General features: G+C 55.8%; 16 protein-coding genes. 5 read left to right on the top strand and 11 right to left on the bottom strand.

Going from position 1 to position 18,894, the window contains the following annotated elements; translation table 11 throughout:
• Window positions 1-15: 15 nt before the first annotated feature.
• Window positions 16-1,314, bottom strand: a complete 1,299-nt coding sequence (locus RCA23_RS12865) for a Na+/H+ antiporter NhaA (RefSeq protein WP_044050650.1) — start codon at window positions 1,312-1,314, stop codon at window positions 16-18.
• A 46-nt stretch (window positions 1,315-1,360) separates the two neighbouring features.
• Between RCA23_RS12865 and RCA23_RS12860 the strand changes: the two genes are divergently transcribed.
• Complete coding sequence (locus tag RCA23_RS12860; protein ID WP_044050649.1) at window positions 1,361-1,981, top strand: uracil-DNA glycosylase family protein; 621 nt, start codon at window positions 1,361-1,363, stop codon at window positions 1,979-1,981.
• Window positions 1,968-2,744, top strand: a complete 777-nt coding sequence (locus tag RCA23_RS12855; protein WP_044050648.1) for an SseB family protein — start codon at window positions 1,968-1,970, stop codon at window positions 2,742-2,744. The genes RCA23_RS12860 and RCA23_RS12855 overlap by 14 nt, the downstream gene beginning before the upstream one ends.
• A 9-nt stretch (window positions 2,745-2,753) precedes the next feature.
• Here the strand turns inward: RCA23_RS12855 and RCA23_RS12850 are convergent, their stop codons facing one another.
• The 7 genes from RCA23_RS12850 to RCA23_RS12820 form a co-directional block, all read right to left on the bottom strand.
• A complete protein-coding gene (locus RCA23_RS12850) occupies window positions 2,754-3,683 on the bottom strand; it encodes a 2-hydroxyacid dehydrogenase (protein WP_044050647.1) in 930 nt (309 codons plus the stop codon).
• Window positions 3,680-4,831: a rod shape-determining protein RodA gene (gene rodA, locus RCA23_RS12845; RefSeq protein ID WP_044050646.1), complete on the bottom strand. Its 1,152-nt coding sequence runs from the start codon at window positions 4,829-4,831 to the stop codon at window positions 3,680-3,682. Before rodA ends, RCA23_RS12850 begins: the two co-directional genes overlap by 4 nt.
• Window positions 4,828-6,780 (bottom strand): penicillin-binding protein 2, encoded by a 1,953-nt coding sequence (gene mrdA, locus RCA23_RS12840; RefSeq protein ID WP_052377182.1) that lies wholly within the window; start codon window positions 6,778-6,780, stop codon window positions 4,828-4,830. Before mrdA ends, rodA begins: the two co-directional genes overlap by 4 nt.
• On the bottom strand, window positions 6,777-7,316 hold the full coding sequence (locus RCA23_RS12835; protein WP_044050645.1) for a hypothetical protein: 540 nt from the start codon (window positions 7,314-7,316) through the stop codon (window positions 6,777-6,779). The genes mrdA and RCA23_RS12835 overlap by 4 nt, the downstream gene beginning before the upstream one ends.
• Window positions 7,313-8,197, bottom strand: coding sequence for a rod shape-determining protein MreC (gene mreC, locus RCA23_RS12830; protein WP_044050644.1), 885 nt, complete (start codon window positions 8,195-8,197; stop codon window positions 7,313-7,315). Before mreC ends, RCA23_RS12835 begins: the two co-directional genes overlap by 4 nt.
• Before the next feature lie 30 nt (window positions 8,198-8,227).
• Window positions 8,228-9,265 carry a rod shape-determining protein gene (locus tag RCA23_RS12825; RefSeq protein WP_044050643.1) on the bottom strand — a complete coding sequence of 346 codons (1,038 nt, stop codon included), beginning with the start codon at window positions 9,263-9,265 and terminating at the stop codon, window positions 8,228-8,230.
• 140 nt (window positions 9,266-9,405) lie between these two features.
• Window positions 9,406-10,971, bottom strand: a complete 1,566-nt coding sequence (locus RCA23_RS12820) for a 2-isopropylmalate synthase (protein WP_044050642.1) — start codon at window positions 10,969-10,971, stop codon at window positions 9,406-9,408.
• 162 nt (window positions 10,972-11,133) lie between these two features.
• Between RCA23_RS12820 and RCA23_RS12815 the strand changes: the two genes are divergently transcribed.
• Window positions 11,134-11,895 (top strand): SDR family NAD(P)-dependent oxidoreductase, encoded by a 762-nt coding sequence (locus RCA23_RS12815; protein WP_347721362.1) that lies wholly within the window; start codon window positions 11,134-11,136, stop codon window positions 11,893-11,895.
• Window positions 11,896-11,908: 13 nt separating this feature from the next.
• Here the strand turns inward: RCA23_RS12815 and RCA23_RS12810 are convergent, their stop codons facing one another.
• A complete protein-coding gene (locus RCA23_RS12810) occupies window positions 11,909-13,351 on the bottom strand; it encodes an MORN repeat-containing protein (protein ID WP_044050641.1) in 1,443 nt (480 codons plus the stop codon).
• 179 nt (window positions 13,352-13,530) lie between these two features.
• Here RCA23_RS12810 and RCA23_RS12805 point away from each other — a divergent pair, with 179 nt between their 5' ends.
• A complete protein-coding gene (locus RCA23_RS12805; protein ID WP_044050640.1) occupies window positions 13,531-15,192 on the top strand; it encodes an NAD+ synthase in 1,662 nt (553 codons plus the stop codon).
• 67 nt (window positions 15,193-15,259) lie between these two features.
• Entirely contained in the window at window positions 15,260-16,579 is a 1,320-nt protein-coding gene (gltX, locus tag RCA23_RS12800; protein WP_044050639.1) for a glutamate--tRNA ligase, read from the top strand.
• Window positions 16,580-16,700: 121 nt separating this feature from the next.
• Here the strand turns inward: gltX and RCA23_RS12795 are convergent, their stop codons facing one another.
• Window positions 16,701-16,907 (bottom strand): cold-shock protein, encoded by a 207-nt coding sequence (locus tag RCA23_RS12795; protein WP_044050638.1) that lies wholly within the window; start codon window positions 16,905-16,907, stop codon window positions 16,701-16,703.
• Window positions 16,908-17,149: 242 nt separating this feature from the next.
• Entirely contained in the window at window positions 17,150-18,805 is a 1,656-nt protein-coding gene (ettA, locus tag RCA23_RS12790; protein ID WP_044050637.1) for an energy-dependent translational throttle protein EttA, read from the bottom strand.
• Window positions 18,806-18,894: the final 89 nt, after the last annotated feature.

Raw genomic sequence — 18,894 nt, 5'->3', positions numbered from 1 at the left:
CTATCTTGGTCGCGCCTATAGGTCTTTGCGCTCAACTTTTGTTAACTTACCGACCACCAGCGAAATGCCAGCTGCTGCAAAAGAAAACAGCGCGCCCATTTTCGCGGCGTCCTGTACGGGTCCGGGTTCGAAGGCCACAACCGCTATGAACAGCGCCACGGTGAAGCCGATGGCCGCGATACAGCCGATGACAAACAGATCGATGATCCGCATTCCATCGGGCAGACCCAGACGGAACACCCGCGCACCCAGCCAACCAAAGAGCAATACACCGAACGGTTTTCCAATCAACAGACCGGCCAAAACCAACCATGTCGCCGCCCCCATGGCGCCAAATTCAACACCGGCATTCAGCAGCCCGAAAAAGAACAGCACCACTTCAACCGGGTGTTTCAGCAGATGTTCGCAGTGGTTTAAAAGGTCTGTCAGGTATTGCTCGGCTTCGGAGAAAATACCGAAGGCGCGGTCTGCATGAGGGATAGCCGGAACGATGGGCAAGAGACCAAGAGAGGGATGCAAGCCCGCGCGCATAAAGCCATACCAAGACAGGCCAGCTGCCAATAGATAGGGCCAAAAGCTGAGCGTGTTGCGCACCCAGGTCGAGGCGGGCCGCAGTTGCTTGCCTATATCCAAACGGCGCGGCAATACGTTAAACAGCAGATAAACCGCCACAGCCGCGCCAACTGAAAGCATGAGCCAAATCGGAGCCAGATCTCCTTGCGGATAAAATACCGCCAAAATTATCAGCCCAGCGGCATCATCAGCGATGGCCAGAAGGAGCAAAAAGCGCACCGCCGGGTGTCCTGCACCAAAGACCAACCGCCCCACCAAGTAGGAAAAAGCGATGTCTGTTGCCGTCGGGATGGCCCAGCCATTGGCCACGGCATCATAGGTATCTGATCCCATAAAGGCTGCCAACACGAGGTAGACCGAGACCGGCCCCAACATGCCGCCTAAGGTGGCGAAGAGGGGTGTTGCCGCTTTTTTCCCGCGCAATGAGCCATTCTTTAGGATGACAGCTTCCCAAACTTCCTTTGCGGCAATGGCAAAAAAGAACGCCATGAGCATATCATTCACCAGATAGTGCAGGCTCAAAACTTTGAGACTGCCAGCGCCGCCAAATTCTGCATAGCCTGTGCCAAAGCTCTTGGCCCAATAGCTATAGTCTAGGCCTACATGATCATTGAACCAAAGTGGAAACTCTACAAAATGATGATAGCTGCTTGGATTTATATTCGCCCAAATCAGCGCGATGAGAGCTCCGGAAATTAATAAGATTGAATAGTTTGCGATAAAATTCCAGACACGGTACATTAATGAGCGCTCCACTGATTGCGTGTGATTGGAGATAGTTTACCCGATGCGGGCCAGCAACTACAATGGAGAAGTTTTTTCGCAAATTGCGCAGTGCCGCCTGTGTGAAACCCGGTTTTCCCAAGGGGTTTTGGCGCATGAGCCTCGGCCGGTGGTCTGGGCGGCGCCAGAGGCGAAAATATTGATCGCCGGTCAAGCGCCTGGGCTGCGGGTTCATCACTCCGGTCGACCATTCGATGACCGCTCGGGTCAGCGCTTACGTCAGTGGATGGGCCTGAGTGACGCGGAGTTTTTTGATCAAAACCTCTGCGCCATCCTGCCCATGGCGTTTTGTTTTCCGGGTTATAATGCCGCCGGTCACGACCTTGCGCCGCCGGCCATCTGCGCCAAAACTTGGCGTGACCGGGCCTTGAAGGCACTGCCGCAAATTTCCCTGACCTTGCTGATCGGCAGCTATGCGCAGGCCTGGCATTTGCGCGACGGGCTGCGGGTAAGTGACCGGTTGCGCAATTGGCGCGCCTATGGTGAGAACAGCTTTGTGTTGCCGCATCCCTCATGGCGTAATACTGCATGGATCAAACGTAACCCTTGGTTTGAAACTGAGCTCATTGCGGCGCTCCAGGCGCGGATTGGCCAGATCAGAAAGATGGCCTATGACCCCGCTTGAACGCACGATTGTCATGCTCCAAGCCGCGCCGGAAGATCCCGCGCGCTTTTCCGCGGTGCTGGAACGCCTCTGTGATGCAGAGGTGTTTTTGGCGCTCGAGGCCGAAGCATCCGATGAAAATGTAACGCCCAAAACCGTCGAACGGGACGGGCAAAGCTATGTCGCGATCTTTGATACGGAATTGCGTCTGGCTGAGGCGGTGGGTGGCTCTGCCGATTACCTTTCAGTGTCCGGCCGGGCATTGGTGCAAATGTTGGTCGGGCAGGACAGCGGTATCGCGCTCAATCCTGGGTCTTCGGCTATTGGATATGTGTTTGAACGCACGACGCTCGATTGGCTGGCGCGTTCTTTGGATGAACGGCCCGATGAAATGGCCCAGCAGATTGCCGAAATCGGCCCGCCGCCTGCACTGCCGCCCAAGGCGCTTGAGGCGCTTTCGGCCAAACTTACTGCCGCCCAGGGCTTGGCGGAATTTGCCTGTTTGGTGCAAGCCCGCGATGGGGCTGGGGTGCAAAATCCCCTCATTTGCTTTGTAGGAGAATTTCCCGCAGCCCAGGCTGACTTGGCGAAATTGATACAAGAATACTTACAATTTTCCCAATTGGATGGGGCGCCTTGGGATGTGTCTTATCTCTTGCCGGATCATCCGATGGTCGCGCGCTTTGTGAAAACCGGCTTGCGCTTTGATTTGCCAATACCCGAAGCTGCGCCCGAACGCCCCGCGCCGGGCAGCACGCCTGGTCAACCACCAATCTTGCGATAATGAGGCGGCTCAATAGCCGGCTGTGCGGTCGACCAAATGCACAAACGGGGCGCCTGTTTCTCCGCGTGCAATGTTTTCCACCAAGACTTCAGCGGCTGTGGTCGGGCGGGTGCCGGAGGCGATATGCGGTGTGACCGTGACATTTGGGAGGTGCCAATAGGGATGATCTTGCGGCAAAGGTTCCACGCGAAATACATCCAAACAAGCCGCTGAAATCTGCCCTTCCTTAAGTGCTGCCAAGAGGGCTTTGTCCTCAATCAACGGCCCGCGACCGGGGTTTATGATCGTAGAGCCACGCGGCATCTGTGTGAGGGTTTGGGCGTTGATCACATGTTCGGTCTCTGGGGTATCTGGCAAAAGCAAAATCAGAATTTCCGCGTTCTGCAACGCGGGTTTGAGCCCATCCGGGCCATGGTGGCAGGTCAGACCGTCTATTTGCTTTGGCCCGCGAGACCAGCCGCTCACGGGAAAATTAAGTGCGGTTAATGCGGCAGCACAGGCCTGGCCCAAGGCGCCCAAGCCCAGAATGGTGACCGGGCGATCCTGTGCCAGGGGCGGGTGGCTTTCGCGCCAAATATGATCTGGATTGACGATATGCTGGTCCATCCCCAGATGGTACCGCAGCGTATGGCCCACGACCCATTCCACCATGCCATCGCGCAGGCCGCTGTCGACCATGCGGCATAGGGGCTGCGTCAGGCTGGCATTGCCAACAATTTTCTCCACGCCCGCCCAGAGGCTCAGCACCGCTTTGCAGCGGGTATAGGGGGTGAAATCTTGTAGCGTGCTGCTGGGTGCGTAAACCACATAATCTACATCGGCTGGCGGACAGTCTGTTGTCACATTTGCATGGATCCCCCGCTGCGCCAGACCCTGGAGCAGTGGCGCTTCATAGAGTTCAAACTGCTCTGGGCGGGCGGCGAATAGGACATTTATCATTTGAATTTTGGCCTTGGACGGTGAACATGGGCGCTTTGCATCAAGCCAAAGCCGAGCAGCAAAATAAGCATAGCAGAGCCGCCATAGCTCACCAACGGTAAGGGCACACCGACAACGGGCGCCAGCCCCATGACCATGGCTATATTCACCGCAAAGAACAAGAAGAAGGTAATGCCAATGCCGAGGGTCAAAAGGGCCGAGAAGCGGTCCTTATTGCTCAGGGCCGAGGCAATGCAGGCCAGAACCACCAAAGTGTAGAGACCCAAAAGCGAGATGGAACCGATGAACCCGAATTCTTCGGATAGGGTGGTAAAGATGAAATCCGTGTGTTTTTCGGGCAAAAAGTTGAGCCGCGATTGGGTACCCTGCATCAAGCCGCGCCCCGTCCAACCTCCTGAGCCGAGAGCGATTTTCGCCTGGGTGATATGATAGCCTGCGCCCAATGGGTCCCGATCTGGATTGAGGAACGTGTCAATCCGGCTGTATTGATAGTCTTTGAGCAATTGCCACCCTGTGCCGCGGGTTTGAAATACGGCCACAACAAGGCCAATGCCACTGCCAATGATCGTTGCGAAATAGGCCCAATGCACCCCGGCCAAAAACATGATCGCGCCGCCGCCCATGATCAACAGCAATGAGGTGCCAAGATCGGGTTGTCTGAGAACTAAGAACACCGGGATTAAAATCAACAGCGCTGGCAGCAAGACCCAAAATGGGCGCGAAATCTGTTCGCGGGGCAACCAATCGTAATAGGCGGCCAGCACCAGCATCAGAGCGATTTTCATCACCTCGGAGGGTTGCAGGCGGATAAAGCCAAGATCGATCCATCTTTGGGCCCCCATGCCCGTTGTGCCGACGAATTCTACAGCGATGAGCAATAGGATCGCCAGGCAATAGGCGGGGAAAGACATGTTGCGCCAAAACCAAATCGGCACCATAGCCACCACAAAAAGCCCGGTCATGCCCAAGAAAAAACGCAGCATCTGAGGTTGGGCCCAGCGGTCAATTTGACCGCCAGCAACCGAGTAGAGCATGATAAACCCCACGCCAGAAATTGCGGTGAGTAAGATCAAAATTAGCCAATTGAGCGCCAGGATTTTGCGAAAACCGACGGGCACTGCGGCCAGATTGTGCTCAAGATAGCTCATGTTTGCACCTGTCCTTTTCGCTCCAGCGTGCTCCAATCGAAAAGTTTTGGCGCCAACTCCTCTTGCTCTTCTTTGATCTGCGCTTTGACGCCCGACGGGTAGTGGCTCAGCTCGGGCATTTGTCCGGTCAAGGCAAACAGTGTGATGTCCCGAGCGATTGGGGCGGCTGTGGAGCTGCCGCCACCTCCGTGTTCCACCACAACCGCAACGGCAACTTTGGGATTGTCATGGGGGGCATAGTTGACAAAGAGCGCATGATCGCGTTTTTCCCAGGGCAGATCTTCATTGCTGATCACCCCGGTCAGCCGCTCCTCTGCCGTGATGCGCCGCACCTGGGCTGTGCCGGTCTTGCCAGCCATTTGGAGGTCGGGGCTGACAATGCGCTTGCTATAGGCTGTGCCCTTTTTGGTGTTAGTGACCGCAAACATTGCCCGTTGCACCACTTTTAAATGCGCAGGATCCACATCCAAAGGAGCGCCGGTCCCCAAGGGCATTGCCGTGTCATCGATGGATTGCAGCAATCTGGGTTGAACGGCCCGCCCCGTTCCCAATCGTGCCGCCATGATTGCCAATTGCAGCGGCGAGGCCAATACATAGCCTTGCCCGATTGAGGCATTGACCGTATCGCCGATCAGCCAGGCTTTATCGAAAGATTTTTGTTTCCAAGCCCGCGTTGGCGCCACGCCGCGGCTGATGGCACTGAGCGGCAGATCGTGATATTCACCCAAGCCAAACCGGCGCGCCATGGCGGAAATTTTGTCGATACCAACTTTTTGGCTGATGGAATAGAAAAACACGTCGCAGCTCTGCGCGATACTGTCTTCTACGTTCAAAGCGCCGTGACCTTGCCGTTTCCAGCAATGAAAACGATTGTTGGAAATCTCAAAATGCCCGGGGCAAAAAACCGTATCATCCGGACTCAACACCCCATCTTCCAGCGCTGCGAGGGCTGTGATCATTTTAAAGGTTGAGGCGGGCGCATAGGTGCCTTGCACCGCTTTGGCCCTGAGCGGGCCAAAAATATCATCGCGCAGGGCATCATAATTTTTGCTTGATATGCCGCGAACAAAGAGATTTGGATCAAAGCTTGGACTCGACGCCACGGCCAAGAGATCTCCGGTTGCGCAATCAATCACCACCGCAGAGGCGGACAAGCCATCCATCCGCGCCAAAGCAAAGTTTTGGATTTTACTGTCGATGGTGAGCTTAACTGTGGCGCCTGGCTGCCCTTCGGTGCGTTCCAATTCGCGCATCACCCGTCCGACTGCATTGACCTCAATTCGTTGGTGTCCAGCAGAGCCGCGCAGGCCGTGCTCCATCTGCGCCTCAACTCCGGTCTTGCCGACCTGAAACCTGGGGATTTGCAAGAGCGGATCAGGGTCCTTTGTGCGGGACAGATAATGCTCACTCACCGGGCCGACATAGCCGACCACATGGGCCAAATTTTCTTTTTGGGGATAAATGCGGGACAGGCCGACATCAGTTAAGAGCCCCGGGAGTGCTGGGGCATTGGCCGCCACGCGGGCGAAATCACTCCAAGAGAGATTCTCGGTTACGGTCACCGGTACAAAGGCGCTGCGGCGGGATAATTCTCTGCGGGCTTTTTCCAGATCATTCGGGTTGATTGCAATGAGCTTTTGCAATTGTGTTAAAACCTGTTCGACATCTTCAGTTTCTTCACGGACCAGCAAGATCCGATAGTTTGGTACATTGGCGGCAACCGGCCGCCCATCTCGGTCAAACATGATGCCGCGCGCCGGCGGCAAGAGTCGCATATTGATGCGATTTTCTTCTGCCAAAAGCCGGAATTTTTCGGCTTCTTTAACCTGTAGAAACCGCATACGGGCACCCAGGGCGGTCACGACGCCAAGCTGCAAGGCGCCGACAAGAAGGGCGCGCCGTGAGAGTTTTTGGGCCGCGTTGATGATGTCATTGGGATTGTATTTCATTTTGCGGCCCTCGACGCGCTGGGATGCAATGTTTGCGTCAGGGCAAAGCTCAACATGGCGCGGAAGAGCCATTTGCAGATCGGGTAGATCAAGATGCTCAGCGTCACTTGGACGACATATTGTTGCACATCTGGAACTGGCAGAAATGAGAACATTAAGGCGAAATAATGCACCAAAAAGCTCACCCCAATCACCCAGGAGACAATGAACCATTCATAAAGAAACAGCATTTCCTTCCGACCACGGGTCCGCATGCGCAAGAAAATGGAGGCGCAGAGCACGATCAATGTCCATAGGCCAGGCGGCCGTTGAAGAATGGCGTCTGCAAATAAAAAGGCCAGTGTGATGAGGATTGGGCTCATGACATCGGGGCGCCGCATGATCCAGGCAAAGGTGATGGCGAGCGGCACATCTGCTGGGGCAAAGGGATAGGGCAGGCTTTGCAGCGGGAGGGTTTGCAACAAAACCACCAGCGCAACTATCGCAAGATAGGTCAGTTGCAGGCGCAAGACGCGCAGAGGGGGATCTTGCGTCATGGCGCCCCCCGCGGCTCAGAGAGCGGTACCCCGACCAGATCACCGGCGGTTGGGATGGGCTCACGTGGTTGGTGGCGCACCACGCGCAGAAATTCGAGCCTTTGCATATCGGCGGCCAATCGCACGCGCAGCCGTCCCGATTGGGTTTGAGTGACCTGGCCGACAAAGAGGCCTGATGGAAACACCCCGCCATCTCCAGAGGTCACGACACGATCCCCCGGGCGGACGGTTTCGGGGGCCTCCAAGAATTCCAAGGGCGGACGGCTGGTGTTGTCGCCAACAATCATAGCGCGCTGCCCGTTGGATTCGATTGAGACCGCGATCCGGCTCGAAGTGTCTGTGAGCAAGATCACCCGTGAGGTGCGCTCCCCGACGCCCGCGATACGGCCCACCAGGCCGATGCCATCAATGGCCGCCCATCCATCCACGATCCCATCGCGTCGCCCGACATTGAGCAACACCGTTTGGCGGAAGGGGCTGCCGCTGTCTGCCAGAACCACACCGGTGATTTTTGTGAATTTTGGATCGAGCCGCACATTGTTCAAATCAAGCAGCCGTGCGTTTTCCTGTTCACGTTGGAGCGCCGCTTCTTTCCAGGCCTTCATCTGCTGTAATTCGCGCCGCAGCTCTTGGTTTTGCTGATAGATCCGCGTGTAACTACGGGCTGAGCGCAAGATGTTGACCGCGGCGGTCACCGGGGCCGTGATGGCGGAAAAATTGGGAATAACGCGATCGGTAATTTCCATACGCAGCCGCTCGACCCGCGGGCTGTCAATGCGCCACAGCAAGAAGAGCCCAAGCAGCATAACGACCAAAGCGCCCAGCATCAGCCGACCAATGGCCGTTGAATAGCGATCTGGCGTGTTACGATCCCGTGCCATAAGCTCCCCTAAGGGTTGAGCGGTTAACGTTTAACTGTCGTAGTCAATAACATGGGTGAGCTGTTTTTCATATTCCAAAGCCTTGCCCGTGCCAAGCGCCACGCAGTTGAGGCTTTCTTCTGCAACCGAGACAGCCAGGCCGGTCTGTTCGCGCAGCGCGAGGTCCAATTCGCCCAGCAAAGCGCCGCCGCCGGTCAACATAACGCCGCGGTCCACGATATCTGCGGCCAAATCGGGCGGAGTGGCCTCCAACGCGGTCATGACGGCCTCGCAAATCTGTTGGACCGGTTCGGCGAGGGCCTCGGCCACTTGTGCTTGGCTGATTTCGGTTTCTTTGGGCACGCCATTGAGCAGGTCACGCCCGCGAATAGCCATGGCAGCACCGCGCCCGTCATCGGGCATGCGCGCGGTTCCGATTGTGGTTTTAATGCGCTCGGCTGTCGCCTCCCCGACCAAAAGGTTATGCTGGCGCCGAAGATAGCTGATAATGGCCTCATCCATCCGGTCGCCACCGACGCGCGCCGAGCGGGCATAGACGATATCTGCCAAGGACAACACCGCCACCTCTGTTGTCCCGCCGCCGATATCTACGACCATAGAGCCTGTGGGATCCGTGATGGGCATGCCGGCCCCAATCGCTGCGGCAATCGGCTCTGCGATCAAACCGGCCCGGCGCGCGCCCGCTGAAAGGACGGATTGACGAATGGCGCGTTTTTCCACCGGAGTGGCACCATGGGGTACGCAGACGATGATTTTGGGCTTGGAAAAGGTGGTGCGCTTGTGAACCTTGCGGATGAAATGCTTGATCATTTCTTCGGCCACGTCAAAATCAGCAATGACCCCGTCGCGCATTGGGCGAATGGCTTGAATGGAGCCGGGTGTGCGGCCCAGCATGAGCTTGGCATCTTCGCCAAAGGCCAGCGCTTTTTTCTGACCATCTTTGACTTGATAGGCCACCACGGAGGGTTCATTTAAAACGATTCCCTTGCCGCGCACGTAGACCAGGGTATTGGCTGTGCCCAAATCAATCGCCATATCTGAAGAAAAGAGACCACCAAGTCCAAACATCCGCAACGCCCCATAGGTATGAACCTAAGCCAACTCAGGCCTAGAAGTTCCCCATCTATAAGGTTTAGGCATCGCCTTTCCAAGGCCTTGTAGGGTGGTTTTCACCCTAAAAGCCATCAATTTAGAGAAATGGGCGGGGATCAGCCGGCATCTTTGTATGAAACCGATTTTAAGTCCTCCCCGGGCGCAGATTTTTCGCGCCGAACGATCAAGCGGTTTAAGGCGTTGATATAGGCTTTGGCTGAGGCCACCACCGTATCGGTATCTGCCGATTGTCCGGTTGCGATCTTGCCGTCTTCCTCCATCCGGACGCTGACGGTGGCCTGGGCATCGGTGCCTTCGGTCACCGCATTCACTTGATAAAGCTGCAAGCGCGCCGCATGTGGGTAGAGCTCTTTGACCGCGTTAAAAGTCGCATCCACTGGACCGTCACCTGTGGCGGTAACGCTGCGCACAACCCCATCAATGGACAACTCCAAGCTGGCCTCCTGTGGGCCTTGCGTACCGCAGACCACGCGTAAAGATTTCAGGTTGAGGTGATCGGATTGCTCGTCGGCTGTATCTGCCCGAACCAAAGCAAGAAGATCTTCGTCAAACACTTCCTTTTTGCGATCCGCCAGATCTTTGAAGCGCACAAAGACGTCGTTCAATTGATTGTCTGCCAAATCAATGCCCAAATCTTTGAGCTTGGAGCGCAATGCGGCGCGGCCGGAGTGTTTGCCCATGACCAGGTTGGTTTCGCTCAATCCTACATCTTCGGGACGCATAATCTCAAAGGTCTCGGCATTTTTCAGCATTCCGTCCTGGTGAATTCCGCTTTCATGAGCAAAGGCATTTTTACCGACGATGGCTTTGTTAAACTGCACCGCAAAGCCGGACACCGTGGCCACGCGGCGGCTAATGGCCATTATTTTTGTGCTGTCGATCTGTGTGCGGTAGGGCATGATGTCGTTGCGCACTTTCATCGCCATTACGACCTCTTCCAGTGCCGTGTTGCCAGCGCGCTCTCCCAAGCCATTGATTGTGCACTCAATTTGACGTGCGCCGGCATCGACGGCGGCCAAGGAATTGGCGGTGGCCATGCCAAGATCATTGTGGCAATGCGTGGCGAAAATCACCTCTGTAGCGCCGGGCACGTCTTTAATTAAACGCCCGATCAGCTCGGCACTTTCGCGCGGCGCCGTATAGCCGACCGTGTCGGGAATGTTGATGGTGCTTGCGCCGGCCTTGATGGCGATTTCAATGGTGCGGCAGAGGTAGTCATATTCTGTGCGGGTGGCATCCATTGGCGACCACTGCACATTGTCGCAAAGGTTGCGGGCATGTGTGACCGTTTCGTGAATGCGCTCGGCCATTTCATCTTGGGTCAGGTTGGGAATGGCACGGTGCAAGGGCGATGTGCCAATGAATGTATGAATGCGGGGTTGGGCCGCATGGCGCACGGCTTCGGCACAGCGATCAATATCCTTGAAATTGGCACGGGCAAGGCCGCAGATCATGGCGTTTGTGCTGCGTTTGGCAATCTCGCTGACGGCCTTGAAATCGCCTTCCGAGGCGATTGGGAATCCAGCTTCAATGATATCAACGCCCATATCGTCAAGCATTTCGGCCAATTCAAGCTTTTCGGAATGGGTCATGGTTGCGCCGGGGCTTTGTTCACCGTCACGCAAAGTGGTGTCGAAAATATATACACGATCTTGGGTCATAGGACTGTTCTTCTGCTAGGATTTTGGAAGGGTTCGGCGCTGGGCTTAGGTGAGCGTCCCGCGCCGAAAAGCACGCTCAGCCTAGGCTAAGTGTTAGAAGGAGAAGTTGCTCAGTCAAATGTTCCATGGGTCTAGGTATACCTGTGATTTTGCAAATGGGAAGTGAAAAAATATGACAAAACCCGGTGCGCGCAAGCAATTTGTGGCAAAAACTGGCGATTGGGTGGCCATGCGGATGATGCGCCCTACCTCGAGGCTATGAAACGGATTTTGATCATCGGTGCCTCGGGCGCTATTGGAACGGCCCTGGCAGAGACCTACCGCAGCCAGGGGTGGCAGTGCGCGGGCCTGTCTCGCACGGAGCAGGGATTGGACTTAACGCAAGAGCGCAGTATCGCCCCCGCCTTAGCGACGCTCAAAGGCCCCTTTGATACGATTGTCATGGCCACCGGAGCACTAACGCTGGACGGGGTTGGGCCTGAAAAGACCATTAAGGCTGTGACGGCGCAAACTATGGCGGCACAGATGCAGGTTAACGCCATTGGGCCAGCGCTCATTCTGGGTCAGATTGGCCCTTTGCTGCCGCGTGATCGTCAAGCCAGGGTTGCGGTCCTCTCAGCGCGGGTGGGATCGATTGGTGACAACCGGCTGGGGGGCTGGATTTCCTATCGGGCGGCCAAGGCTGCCCTTAATCAAATTGTGCGCACCTCTGCGATTGAATTGGCCCGCAGTCATCCGCAGCTGTCCTGTTTTGCGCTGCATCCTGGCACCGTCGACACGCCTTTAACACGGCCCTTTTCCGCAAAATATGACGCGCGGCCTGCGCCAGAGGCGGCCGCTAGATTACATGAGGTGATTGAAGCGCGCGGGGCGCATGAGACCGGACAATTTTTCGATCAAAACGGACGTGTTGTGCCGTGGTGAAGGGCTCTGGGCGTCATTCGGAGGGGCTGGCCGCGTCCTCGGGCGCAGGTGCCGCATCCTCGGCCGGTTGCAAAACCCCGTTTTCCCAAGTGCCGCTGGCAACCCCTCCGGTGGCATAGCGCATTGTGCCCTTGCCCTGACGGCGCCCGTCTACAAAGCTGCCTGTGTAGACATCCCCATTGGCATAGGTGGCTGTCCCCTTGCCGTGGATTTCGCCGTCGAGCCATTCGCCCGTGTAGCTAAAGCCATCGGTCATTTTGATGTAGCCTTCACCCGAGCGCTGCCCTTCGACAAACCCGCCGACATATGTTGTACCGTCACGGTATCGCGCTTGCCCGGCGCCGTGGCGCTTTCCATCTTTCCAGTTGCCTTCGTAGCGGTAACTGTCGGCAAAGGTCATAATGCCATAGCCGTGATTTTGCGCATTTTTAAAACTGCCTTCATAGACGAGGCCATTGGGGTAGGTCGCTTTTCCGGCCCCTTCAATGACTCCGGCTTTCCAATTGCCCTCATAGGTCGAACCATCAGGATAGGTAATTTTGCCCACACCCTCAGGCAGATCATCCACAAAGGCGCCAAGATAGATCGACCCATCCGGGTAGCGCACCTCGCCGCGTCCTGAAATTTTGCCATTCTGCCAACTGCCAGAGTAACGATAGCCATCGGCGGCCAGAAAGGTGCCATTGCCATGGCGGCGGTCTTTGTGAAATTGACCTTCGTAAAGATCGCCATTGGCATAGACGACCTTACCACGCCCCTCGCGCTTACCATCTTGCAAGATACCAGTAAAAACATCGCCATTTGCATGGGTGAGGGTACTCTCGCCGTTGATTTTACCGTTTGTCCAATTGCCTTCATAGGTCACCCCATCGGGCATGGTCAAAATGCCAGCCCCAGAGCGCTCGCCCGCCTCAATAGAGCCTTGGTATACCGCCCCATCCGAATAGATAATGGTGCCGTTTCCCTGTTTTTCGCCGTCAACCCAATTGCCGTCATAGCGATATCCGCTGTCAGAGGTGAGAATGCCCTGGCCGTGGTGTTTGGTGTCGCGAAACTCCCCTTCATAACGCAACCCGTTGGCATAAACCGCCACCCCTTGGCCGTCGATTTTGCCAGCCACCCAGCTGCCTTCATAAGTGCCACCATCGGCATAGTTTATGCGGCCTTCTCCGTGGGGTTTCCCATTCGAAAACGCTCCCGTGTAGACCGATCCATCAGGAAAGGTTGCCTCACCCTGACCAGAAATTTCGCCATTTTCCCAATTGCCGGTGTATGTATAGCCCGACGGTAGGCTGTAGGTGCCTTGCCCGTGTTGGCGACCGTTTTTGAAGGTGCCCTCATAATATCCACCGTCTTCATATTGTTTCGACTGGATCGTGGCGGTTTGCGCCTGGGCCAGGCTGCTCCATAGCAGGGCCGTTGTGACCAATAGGAGATGTGAGATCTTCTTATTCATTGAAGTTTTAACCTCTTAGACAATGGCTCGGCGTCGGGGTGACTCTATTTTTATCCATCGCAGACTAGTAAACCTCACCCGTGAGGGCAATGTCTTTCCACATTTCCCATTCAATTGGGCTTTTGCTTCGGCGGATGTCTGATAGATAAGGCGGGGGTTTGACAGGATTGAGCAAGCAGATGACACAGAAATTTCGGTTAACCATGGCGCAGCTCAACGCAACTGTGGGTGATCTTGCTGGCAATGCGGCGCAAGCGCTTGAGGCTTGGACAGCGGCCAAAGTCGCGGGCGCTGATATGGTTATGTTGCCAGAGATGTTTGTCACGGGCTATCAGGTGCAAGATTTGGTGCTCAAACCTGCGTTCACCCGTGATGCGATGGCGCAAATTCAGACCCTGGCCCAATCCTGTGCTGAGGGGCCAGCCATGGGGATTGGTGGGCCGTTTCGCGATGAGAGCGGTCTTTATAATGCCTATTATGTTCTGGCCGGTGGGCAGATCCAAACTGTGATCAAAAAGCATATTTTGCCGAATGATGACGTGTTCGACGAAAAACGCCTCTATCAATCGGCTGATATTTCAGGGCCGTATCTTGTGGGTACCCTGCGGATTGGCACGCCGATTTGCGAAGATGCGTGGCATGCAGATGTGCCGGAGGCTTTGGCCGAGTCTGGCGCGGAAGTGCTTTTTGTCCCCAATGGCTCGCCCTATGCGCGCGGCAAAATGGACGTGCGCATGGCCCATATGGTTGCGCGGGTGGTCGAAACGGGGCTGCCATTGGTCTATGTGAATATGGTTGGTGGCCAGGATGATCAGGTTTTTGATGGCGGATCATTCGTACTCAATCCCGGTGGTGCTTTGGCCCTGTCTTTGCCAATGTTTGAAAATTGCCTTGCGCATGTGGATTTTGAGCTGACCGATCAAGGCTGGCAGGCCGCGGCAGGCACCTTGGCCCATTGGCCGGATGCTTTTGAGCAAGACTACCGTGCAATGGTGTTGTCCCTGCGCGATTATATGCGCAAAACAGGGTTTTCATCAGCGCTCTTGGGTCTTTCGGGTGGAATTGACTCGGCCATTGTTGCCACGATTGCCGCCGATGCGCTGGGGCCGCAAAATGTGCATTGCGTCATGTTGCCCTCGGAGTTTACCAGCCAAGCATCGCTTCAGGATGCCGCCTCTGTGGCGCAAGCGCTGGGCGCGCCTTTGCAAACCCTGCCCATTACCGGCCCACAAGCGGCGATCACCGACAGTTTGGCGCCGATTTTTGCCGGCCGGCCTGCGGATTTAACGGAGGAGAATATCCAATCTCGTCTGCGCGGCCTGTTGCTCATGTCCCTGTCCAATAAATTCGGCCATATGCTGCTGACCACAGGCAATAAATCGGAAGTCGCGGTCGGCTATGCGACGATCTACGGCGATATGGCAGGCGGATATAATCCGATTAAGGATTTGTACAAGACGCGGGTGTTTGACATCTGCCGCTGGCGCAATGCGCATCATCGTGATTGGATGATGGGACCGGAGGGGGTGGTTATTGATCCGCGCATCATCGACAAAGCCCCCAGCGCCGAGCTGCGCGCGGATCAAAAGGACGAAGACAGCCTGCCGCCCTATCCGGTGCTCGATGGCATCTTGCAGATGTTGGTGGACGATGAGGCCTCTGTCGCCGATTGCATAGCGGCCGGTTTTGAGCGTGAAACAGTCAAGAAAATTGAGCATTTGATCTATATTAGCGAGTATAAGCGCTTCCAATCTGCGCCAGGAACGCGCCTATCGCCGCGGGCATTTTGGTTGGATCGGCGCTATCCCATAGCCAACCGCTGGCGCGATCACAGCACATAGTGGCGCGCGGCCATATCTGGACATCTCCCGCGCCCTATGTGTAAAGACTGCGCAACAGGAGAACCCTATGACAACCACACGTTTTGCCCCTTCGCCTACGGGCTATCTTCACATCGGCAACCTGCGCACGGCGCTGTTTAACTATCTTATCGCGCGTCAGGCGGGCGGAGAGTTTATTCTGCGGATCGATGACACGGATCCAGAGCGCTCCAAGGCCGAATATGTCGAGGCGATAAAGCGCGATTTGGACTGGCTGGGCCTGCATTGGGATCGCATCGAGCATCAATCCGCCCGGTTTGACCGCTATGCAGAAGTGGCCGATCAACTGCGTGACCAAGGACTTTTTTACGAATGTTTTGAAACGCCTGTTGAATTGGATCTCAAGCGTAAAAAGCAACTGAATATGGGCAAGCCCCCGGTGTATGACCGCTCGGGACTGGCGCTTTCGGAGGCGGAGCGCACGGCGCTGCGTGCGGAACGCAAGGGCCATTGGCGTTTTAAACTCGATCAATCGCGGATTGAATGGCATGACGGAATTCTCGGCGATCTGTCGATCGATGCCGCCTCGGTGAGCGATCCGGTGCTGATCCGCGGTGATGGGCAGGTGCTCTATACTTTGGCCTCCATCTGCGATGACACGGATATGGGCGTGACCCATGTGGTGCGTGGGTCAGACCATGTGACCAATACCGCGACACAGATCCAGATGATCCGCGCCATTGGCGGCTCAGTGCCCAATTTTGCCCACCATTCTTTGTTGACTGGGCCCAAAGGGGAAGGCCTGTCTAAGCGTTTGGGGTCGTTGGCGCTGCGGGACATGCGGGCGGCAGGCGTGCAACCTATGGCGCTGCTGAGCCATTTGGCGCGTCTGGGATCGTCTGATCCGGTTGAGCTGCGTGGCTCTATGGAGGAAATCGTCGCGGGTTTCGAGCTGACGAAATTTGGCTCTGCTCCGACGAAATTTGACGAGGCGGATCTGGGGCCGCTGACGGCGAAATATTTGCAAGGGCTTGAGCTCGAGGGTGTTGCCGCGGATGTCGCGGCCATTGGCGTGCCGGCAGAGATGGCCCAGGCTTTCTGGCAGGTCACGCGCGGCAATATATCCACCCTCCATGATCTCGCCGGCTGGTGGGATTTAATCCAAAATGGCGCCACCGCGGTGATTGATGCAGAAGATCAGGAGTTTGTAGCGCAGGCCCTATTGATGCTGCCGGCCGGCCCGTTTGACTCCGACACTTGGGGCGCTTGGACCTCTGCGGTCAAAGAGGCCACCGGGCGCAAGGGCAAAGCTCTATTTATGCCGCTGCGCAAAGCCTTGACGGGCCTGTCGCATGGCCCCGATATGGGCGCGCTTTTGCCGCTTTTGCAGAAAATTCCGCGGGACTAGAGTCCAAAAGAGGGGCAGGATTGCCCCTGCTTAGGCTGCCCTTTGCATGAGGGGCGCCATGAAAAAGGCCAATCTAAGGGATGCGGATTAAATCCTCAGCTTAGATTGGCCCTAAATCATATTATTGTGCTTGCAAGTCAGTCGCAGCTTCACGGCCGTTGCGGCCGGTTTCAACTTCAAAGCTTACTTTTTGGTTGTCATTCAGACCGTCCAAACCCGCGCGTTGTACAGCTGTAATGTGAACAAACACATCTTCGCCGCCATTGTCCGGTGCAATAAAGCCATAGCCTTTGTCTGCGTTAAACCATTTTACGGTGCCAGTAGCCATCCCGTTTACTCCATTTTACAGTACTGCCCACGGTATTGCGGCAGGTCGGCGTCAGTCAATTCATGTCGAGGACTGTGGCCTTGTAAGCAAAACAGTTGGTCGAGATGCGGTAACGGTCGCAGAGGCCATATGGCCGTTTCGGAATTTTTTTGCAAGCCAGAAGACGTGCCAGCGGTAAAAACTCCATTAAGTCCGTGGGAAGGCCTCAACGGAGCATGGGGGCGCTGGCAAAATCTGCGGGCTTACCGTGCGAATTTCTTATGCTTGATCCGCGTGGGTTGCAGGGCATCGGCACCGAGGCGGCGTTTCTTGTCCTCCTCATAGTCTTCGAAATTGCCCTCAAACCATTCCACATGCGCATCGCCCTCAAATGCCAGGATATGGGTGCAGATCCGGTCAAGGAAAAAGCGGTCGTGGGAGATGACCACAGCGCAGCCGGCAAAATCAACCAAAGCATCTTCGAGGGCCCGTAGGGTCTCCACGTCCAAATCGTTGGTCGGCTCATCGAGCAGCAAGACATTGCCCCCCGCGCGCAGCAATCGCGCCATATGCACCCGGTTGCGTTCCCCGCCCGAGAGCAGGCTGACTTTTTTCTGCTGGGTCGCGCCTTTGAAGTTAAAAGCTGAGCAATAGGCCCGCCCGTTGACTTCCACATCCCCCAGTTGCACCACGTCTAGACCATCCGCAATCGCCTCCCAAACATTGGCATTGGGATCCAAATCATCGCGAGATTGATCGACATAGGACAATTGCACCGTATCGCCATAGTCAACGGTGCCTTCATCGGGCTGTTCTTGCCCGGTGAGCATTTTGAACAGGGTGGTCTTGCCCGCCCCATTGGGTCCGATCACCCCGACAATGCCGCCGGGGGGCAGTGAGAAGGAGAGATCTTCGACCAACAACTTGTCGCCCATGGCTTTTTTGAGCCCAGAGACTTCAATGACCTTGGACCCCAATCTTGGCCCATTTGGGATGATGATTTGCGCATGTCCCAGTTTTTCACGCTCGGATTGATTGGCCATATCATTATAGGCGGCAATCCGGGCTTTGGATTTGGCCTGCCGGGCCTTTTGGCCCTGCCGCATCCATTCCAATTCGCGCTCCAGCGTTTTTTGTTTGGATTTATCCTCACGGGATTCTTGCGCCAAACGCTTTGCCTTTTGCTCAAGCCAAGCGGAATAATTGCCTTCATAGGGCACGCCTTGCCCCCGATCAATTTCGAGGATCCAGCCGGTAATATCATCGAGAAAATAGCGGTCGTGAGTCACAACGAGGATTGTCCCGGTATAGTCAATCAAGTGTTTTTGCAGCCAAGCAATGGTTTCAGCGTCCAAGTGGTTGGTCGGCTCATCAAGCAGCAACATATCCGGTTGCTCGAGCAAAAGCCGGCACAGGGCCACGCGGCGCGCTTCACCGCCTGAAAGATTTTCAGGCATCGCATCGTCGGGTGGGCAGCGCAGAGCCTCCATGCTCACATCAATTTGAGCATCCAAATCCCAAAGGTTATTGGCGTCAATTTCATCTTGCAGCTGCGCCATTTCATCGGCGGTTTCATCGGAGTAATTCATCGCCAGATCATTGTAACGATCCAGGATGTCTTTTTTGGCCTTCACACCCAGCATAACATTCTCGCGGACGGTCAGGCCTTCTTCCAGTTTCGGCTCCTGAGGCAGGTAGCCAACTTTCGCGCCCTCTGCCGCCCAGGCTTCGCCGGAAAAATCTGTATCCAAGCCGGCCATAATCTTGAGCAGGGTTGATTTCCCGGCGCCATTCACCCCAACCACACCGATTTTCACGCCAGGAAGGAACGACAGGCGGATGTTTTCGAAACATTTTTTGCCACCGGGATAAGTTTTTGAAACGCCATCCATGTGGTATACGTATTGATATGCGGCCATGAGTGCCCCCGGGTGTTAGACTGAAAAATTCAAACCTCTGTTACAGTGGCGCGCGGGCGGGCGCAAATGTGAAATTGCGAAAACTGGCA

Origin of the sequence: Planktomarina temperata RCA23 (assembly GCF_000738435.1) — a bacterium.
In the GTDB taxonomy this organism is placed as follows: Bacteria; Pseudomonadota; Alphaproteobacteria; order Rhodobacterales; family Rhodobacteraceae; genus Planktomarina; species Planktomarina temperata.
The sequence above is the reverse complement of the archived record's forward strand: the minus strand, read 5'-3'. Positions and strand labels throughout refer to the sequence as shown.

Excerpts from the sequence above, each read along its gene's own strand:
- RCA23_RS12850 (WP_044050647.1), bottom strand. The coding sequence starts at position 3,683 with ATGATAAATGTCCTATTCGCCGCCCGCCCAGAGCAGTTTGAACTCTAT.
- mrdA (WP_052377182.1), bottom strand. The coding sequence starts at position 6,780 with ATGAAATACAATCCCAATGACATCATCAACGCGGCCCAAAAACTCTCA.
- gltX (WP_044050639.1), top strand. The coding sequence starts at position 15,260 with ATGACAACCACACGTTTTGCCCCTTCGCCTACGGGCTATCTTCACATC.
- RCA23_RS12810 (WP_044050641.1), bottom strand. The coding sequence starts at position 13,351 with ATGAATAAGAAGATCTCACATCTCCTATTGGTCACAACGGCCCTGCTA.
- RCA23_RS12820 (WP_044050642.1), bottom strand. The coding sequence starts at position 10,971 with ATGACCCAAGATCGTGTATATATTTTCGACACCACTTTGCGTGACGGT.
- RCA23_RS12855 (WP_044050648.1), top strand. The coding sequence starts at position 1,968 with ATGACCCCGCTTGAACGCACGATTGTCATGCTCCAAGCCGCGCCGGAA.
- RCA23_RS12825 (WP_044050643.1), bottom strand. The coding sequence starts at position 9,265 with ATGTTTGGACTTGGTGGTCTCTTTTCTTCAGATATGGCGATTGATTTG.
- RCA23_RS12835 (WP_044050645.1), bottom strand. The coding sequence starts at position 7,316 with ATGACGCAAGATCCCCCTCTGCGCGTCTTGCGCCTGCAACTGACCTAT.
- mreC (WP_044050644.1), bottom strand. The coding sequence starts at position 8,197 with ATGGCACGGGATCGTAACACGCCAGATCGCTATTCAACGGCCATTGGT.
- ettA (WP_044050637.1), bottom strand. The coding sequence starts at position 18,805 with ATGGCCGCATATCAATACGTATACCACATGGATGGCGTTTCAAAAACT.
- rodA (WP_044050646.1), bottom strand. The coding sequence starts at position 4,831 with ATGAGCTATCTTGAGCACAATCTGGCCGCAGTGCCCGTCGGTTTTCGC.
- RCA23_RS12795 (WP_044050638.1), bottom strand. The coding sequence starts at position 16,907 with ATGGCTACTGGCACCGTAAAATGGTTTAACGCAGACAAAGGCTATGGC.
- RCA23_RS12805 (WP_044050640.1), top strand. The coding sequence starts at position 13,531 with ATGACACAGAAATTTCGGTTAACCATGGCGCAGCTCAACGCAACTGTG.
- RCA23_RS12865 (WP_044050650.1), bottom strand. The coding sequence starts at position 1,314 with ATGTACCGTGTCTGGAATTTTATCGCAAACTATTCAATCTTATTAATT.
- RCA23_RS12860 (WP_044050649.1), top strand. The coding sequence starts at position 1,361 with ATGCGGGCCAGCAACTACAATGGAGAAGTTTTTTCGCAAATTGCGCAG.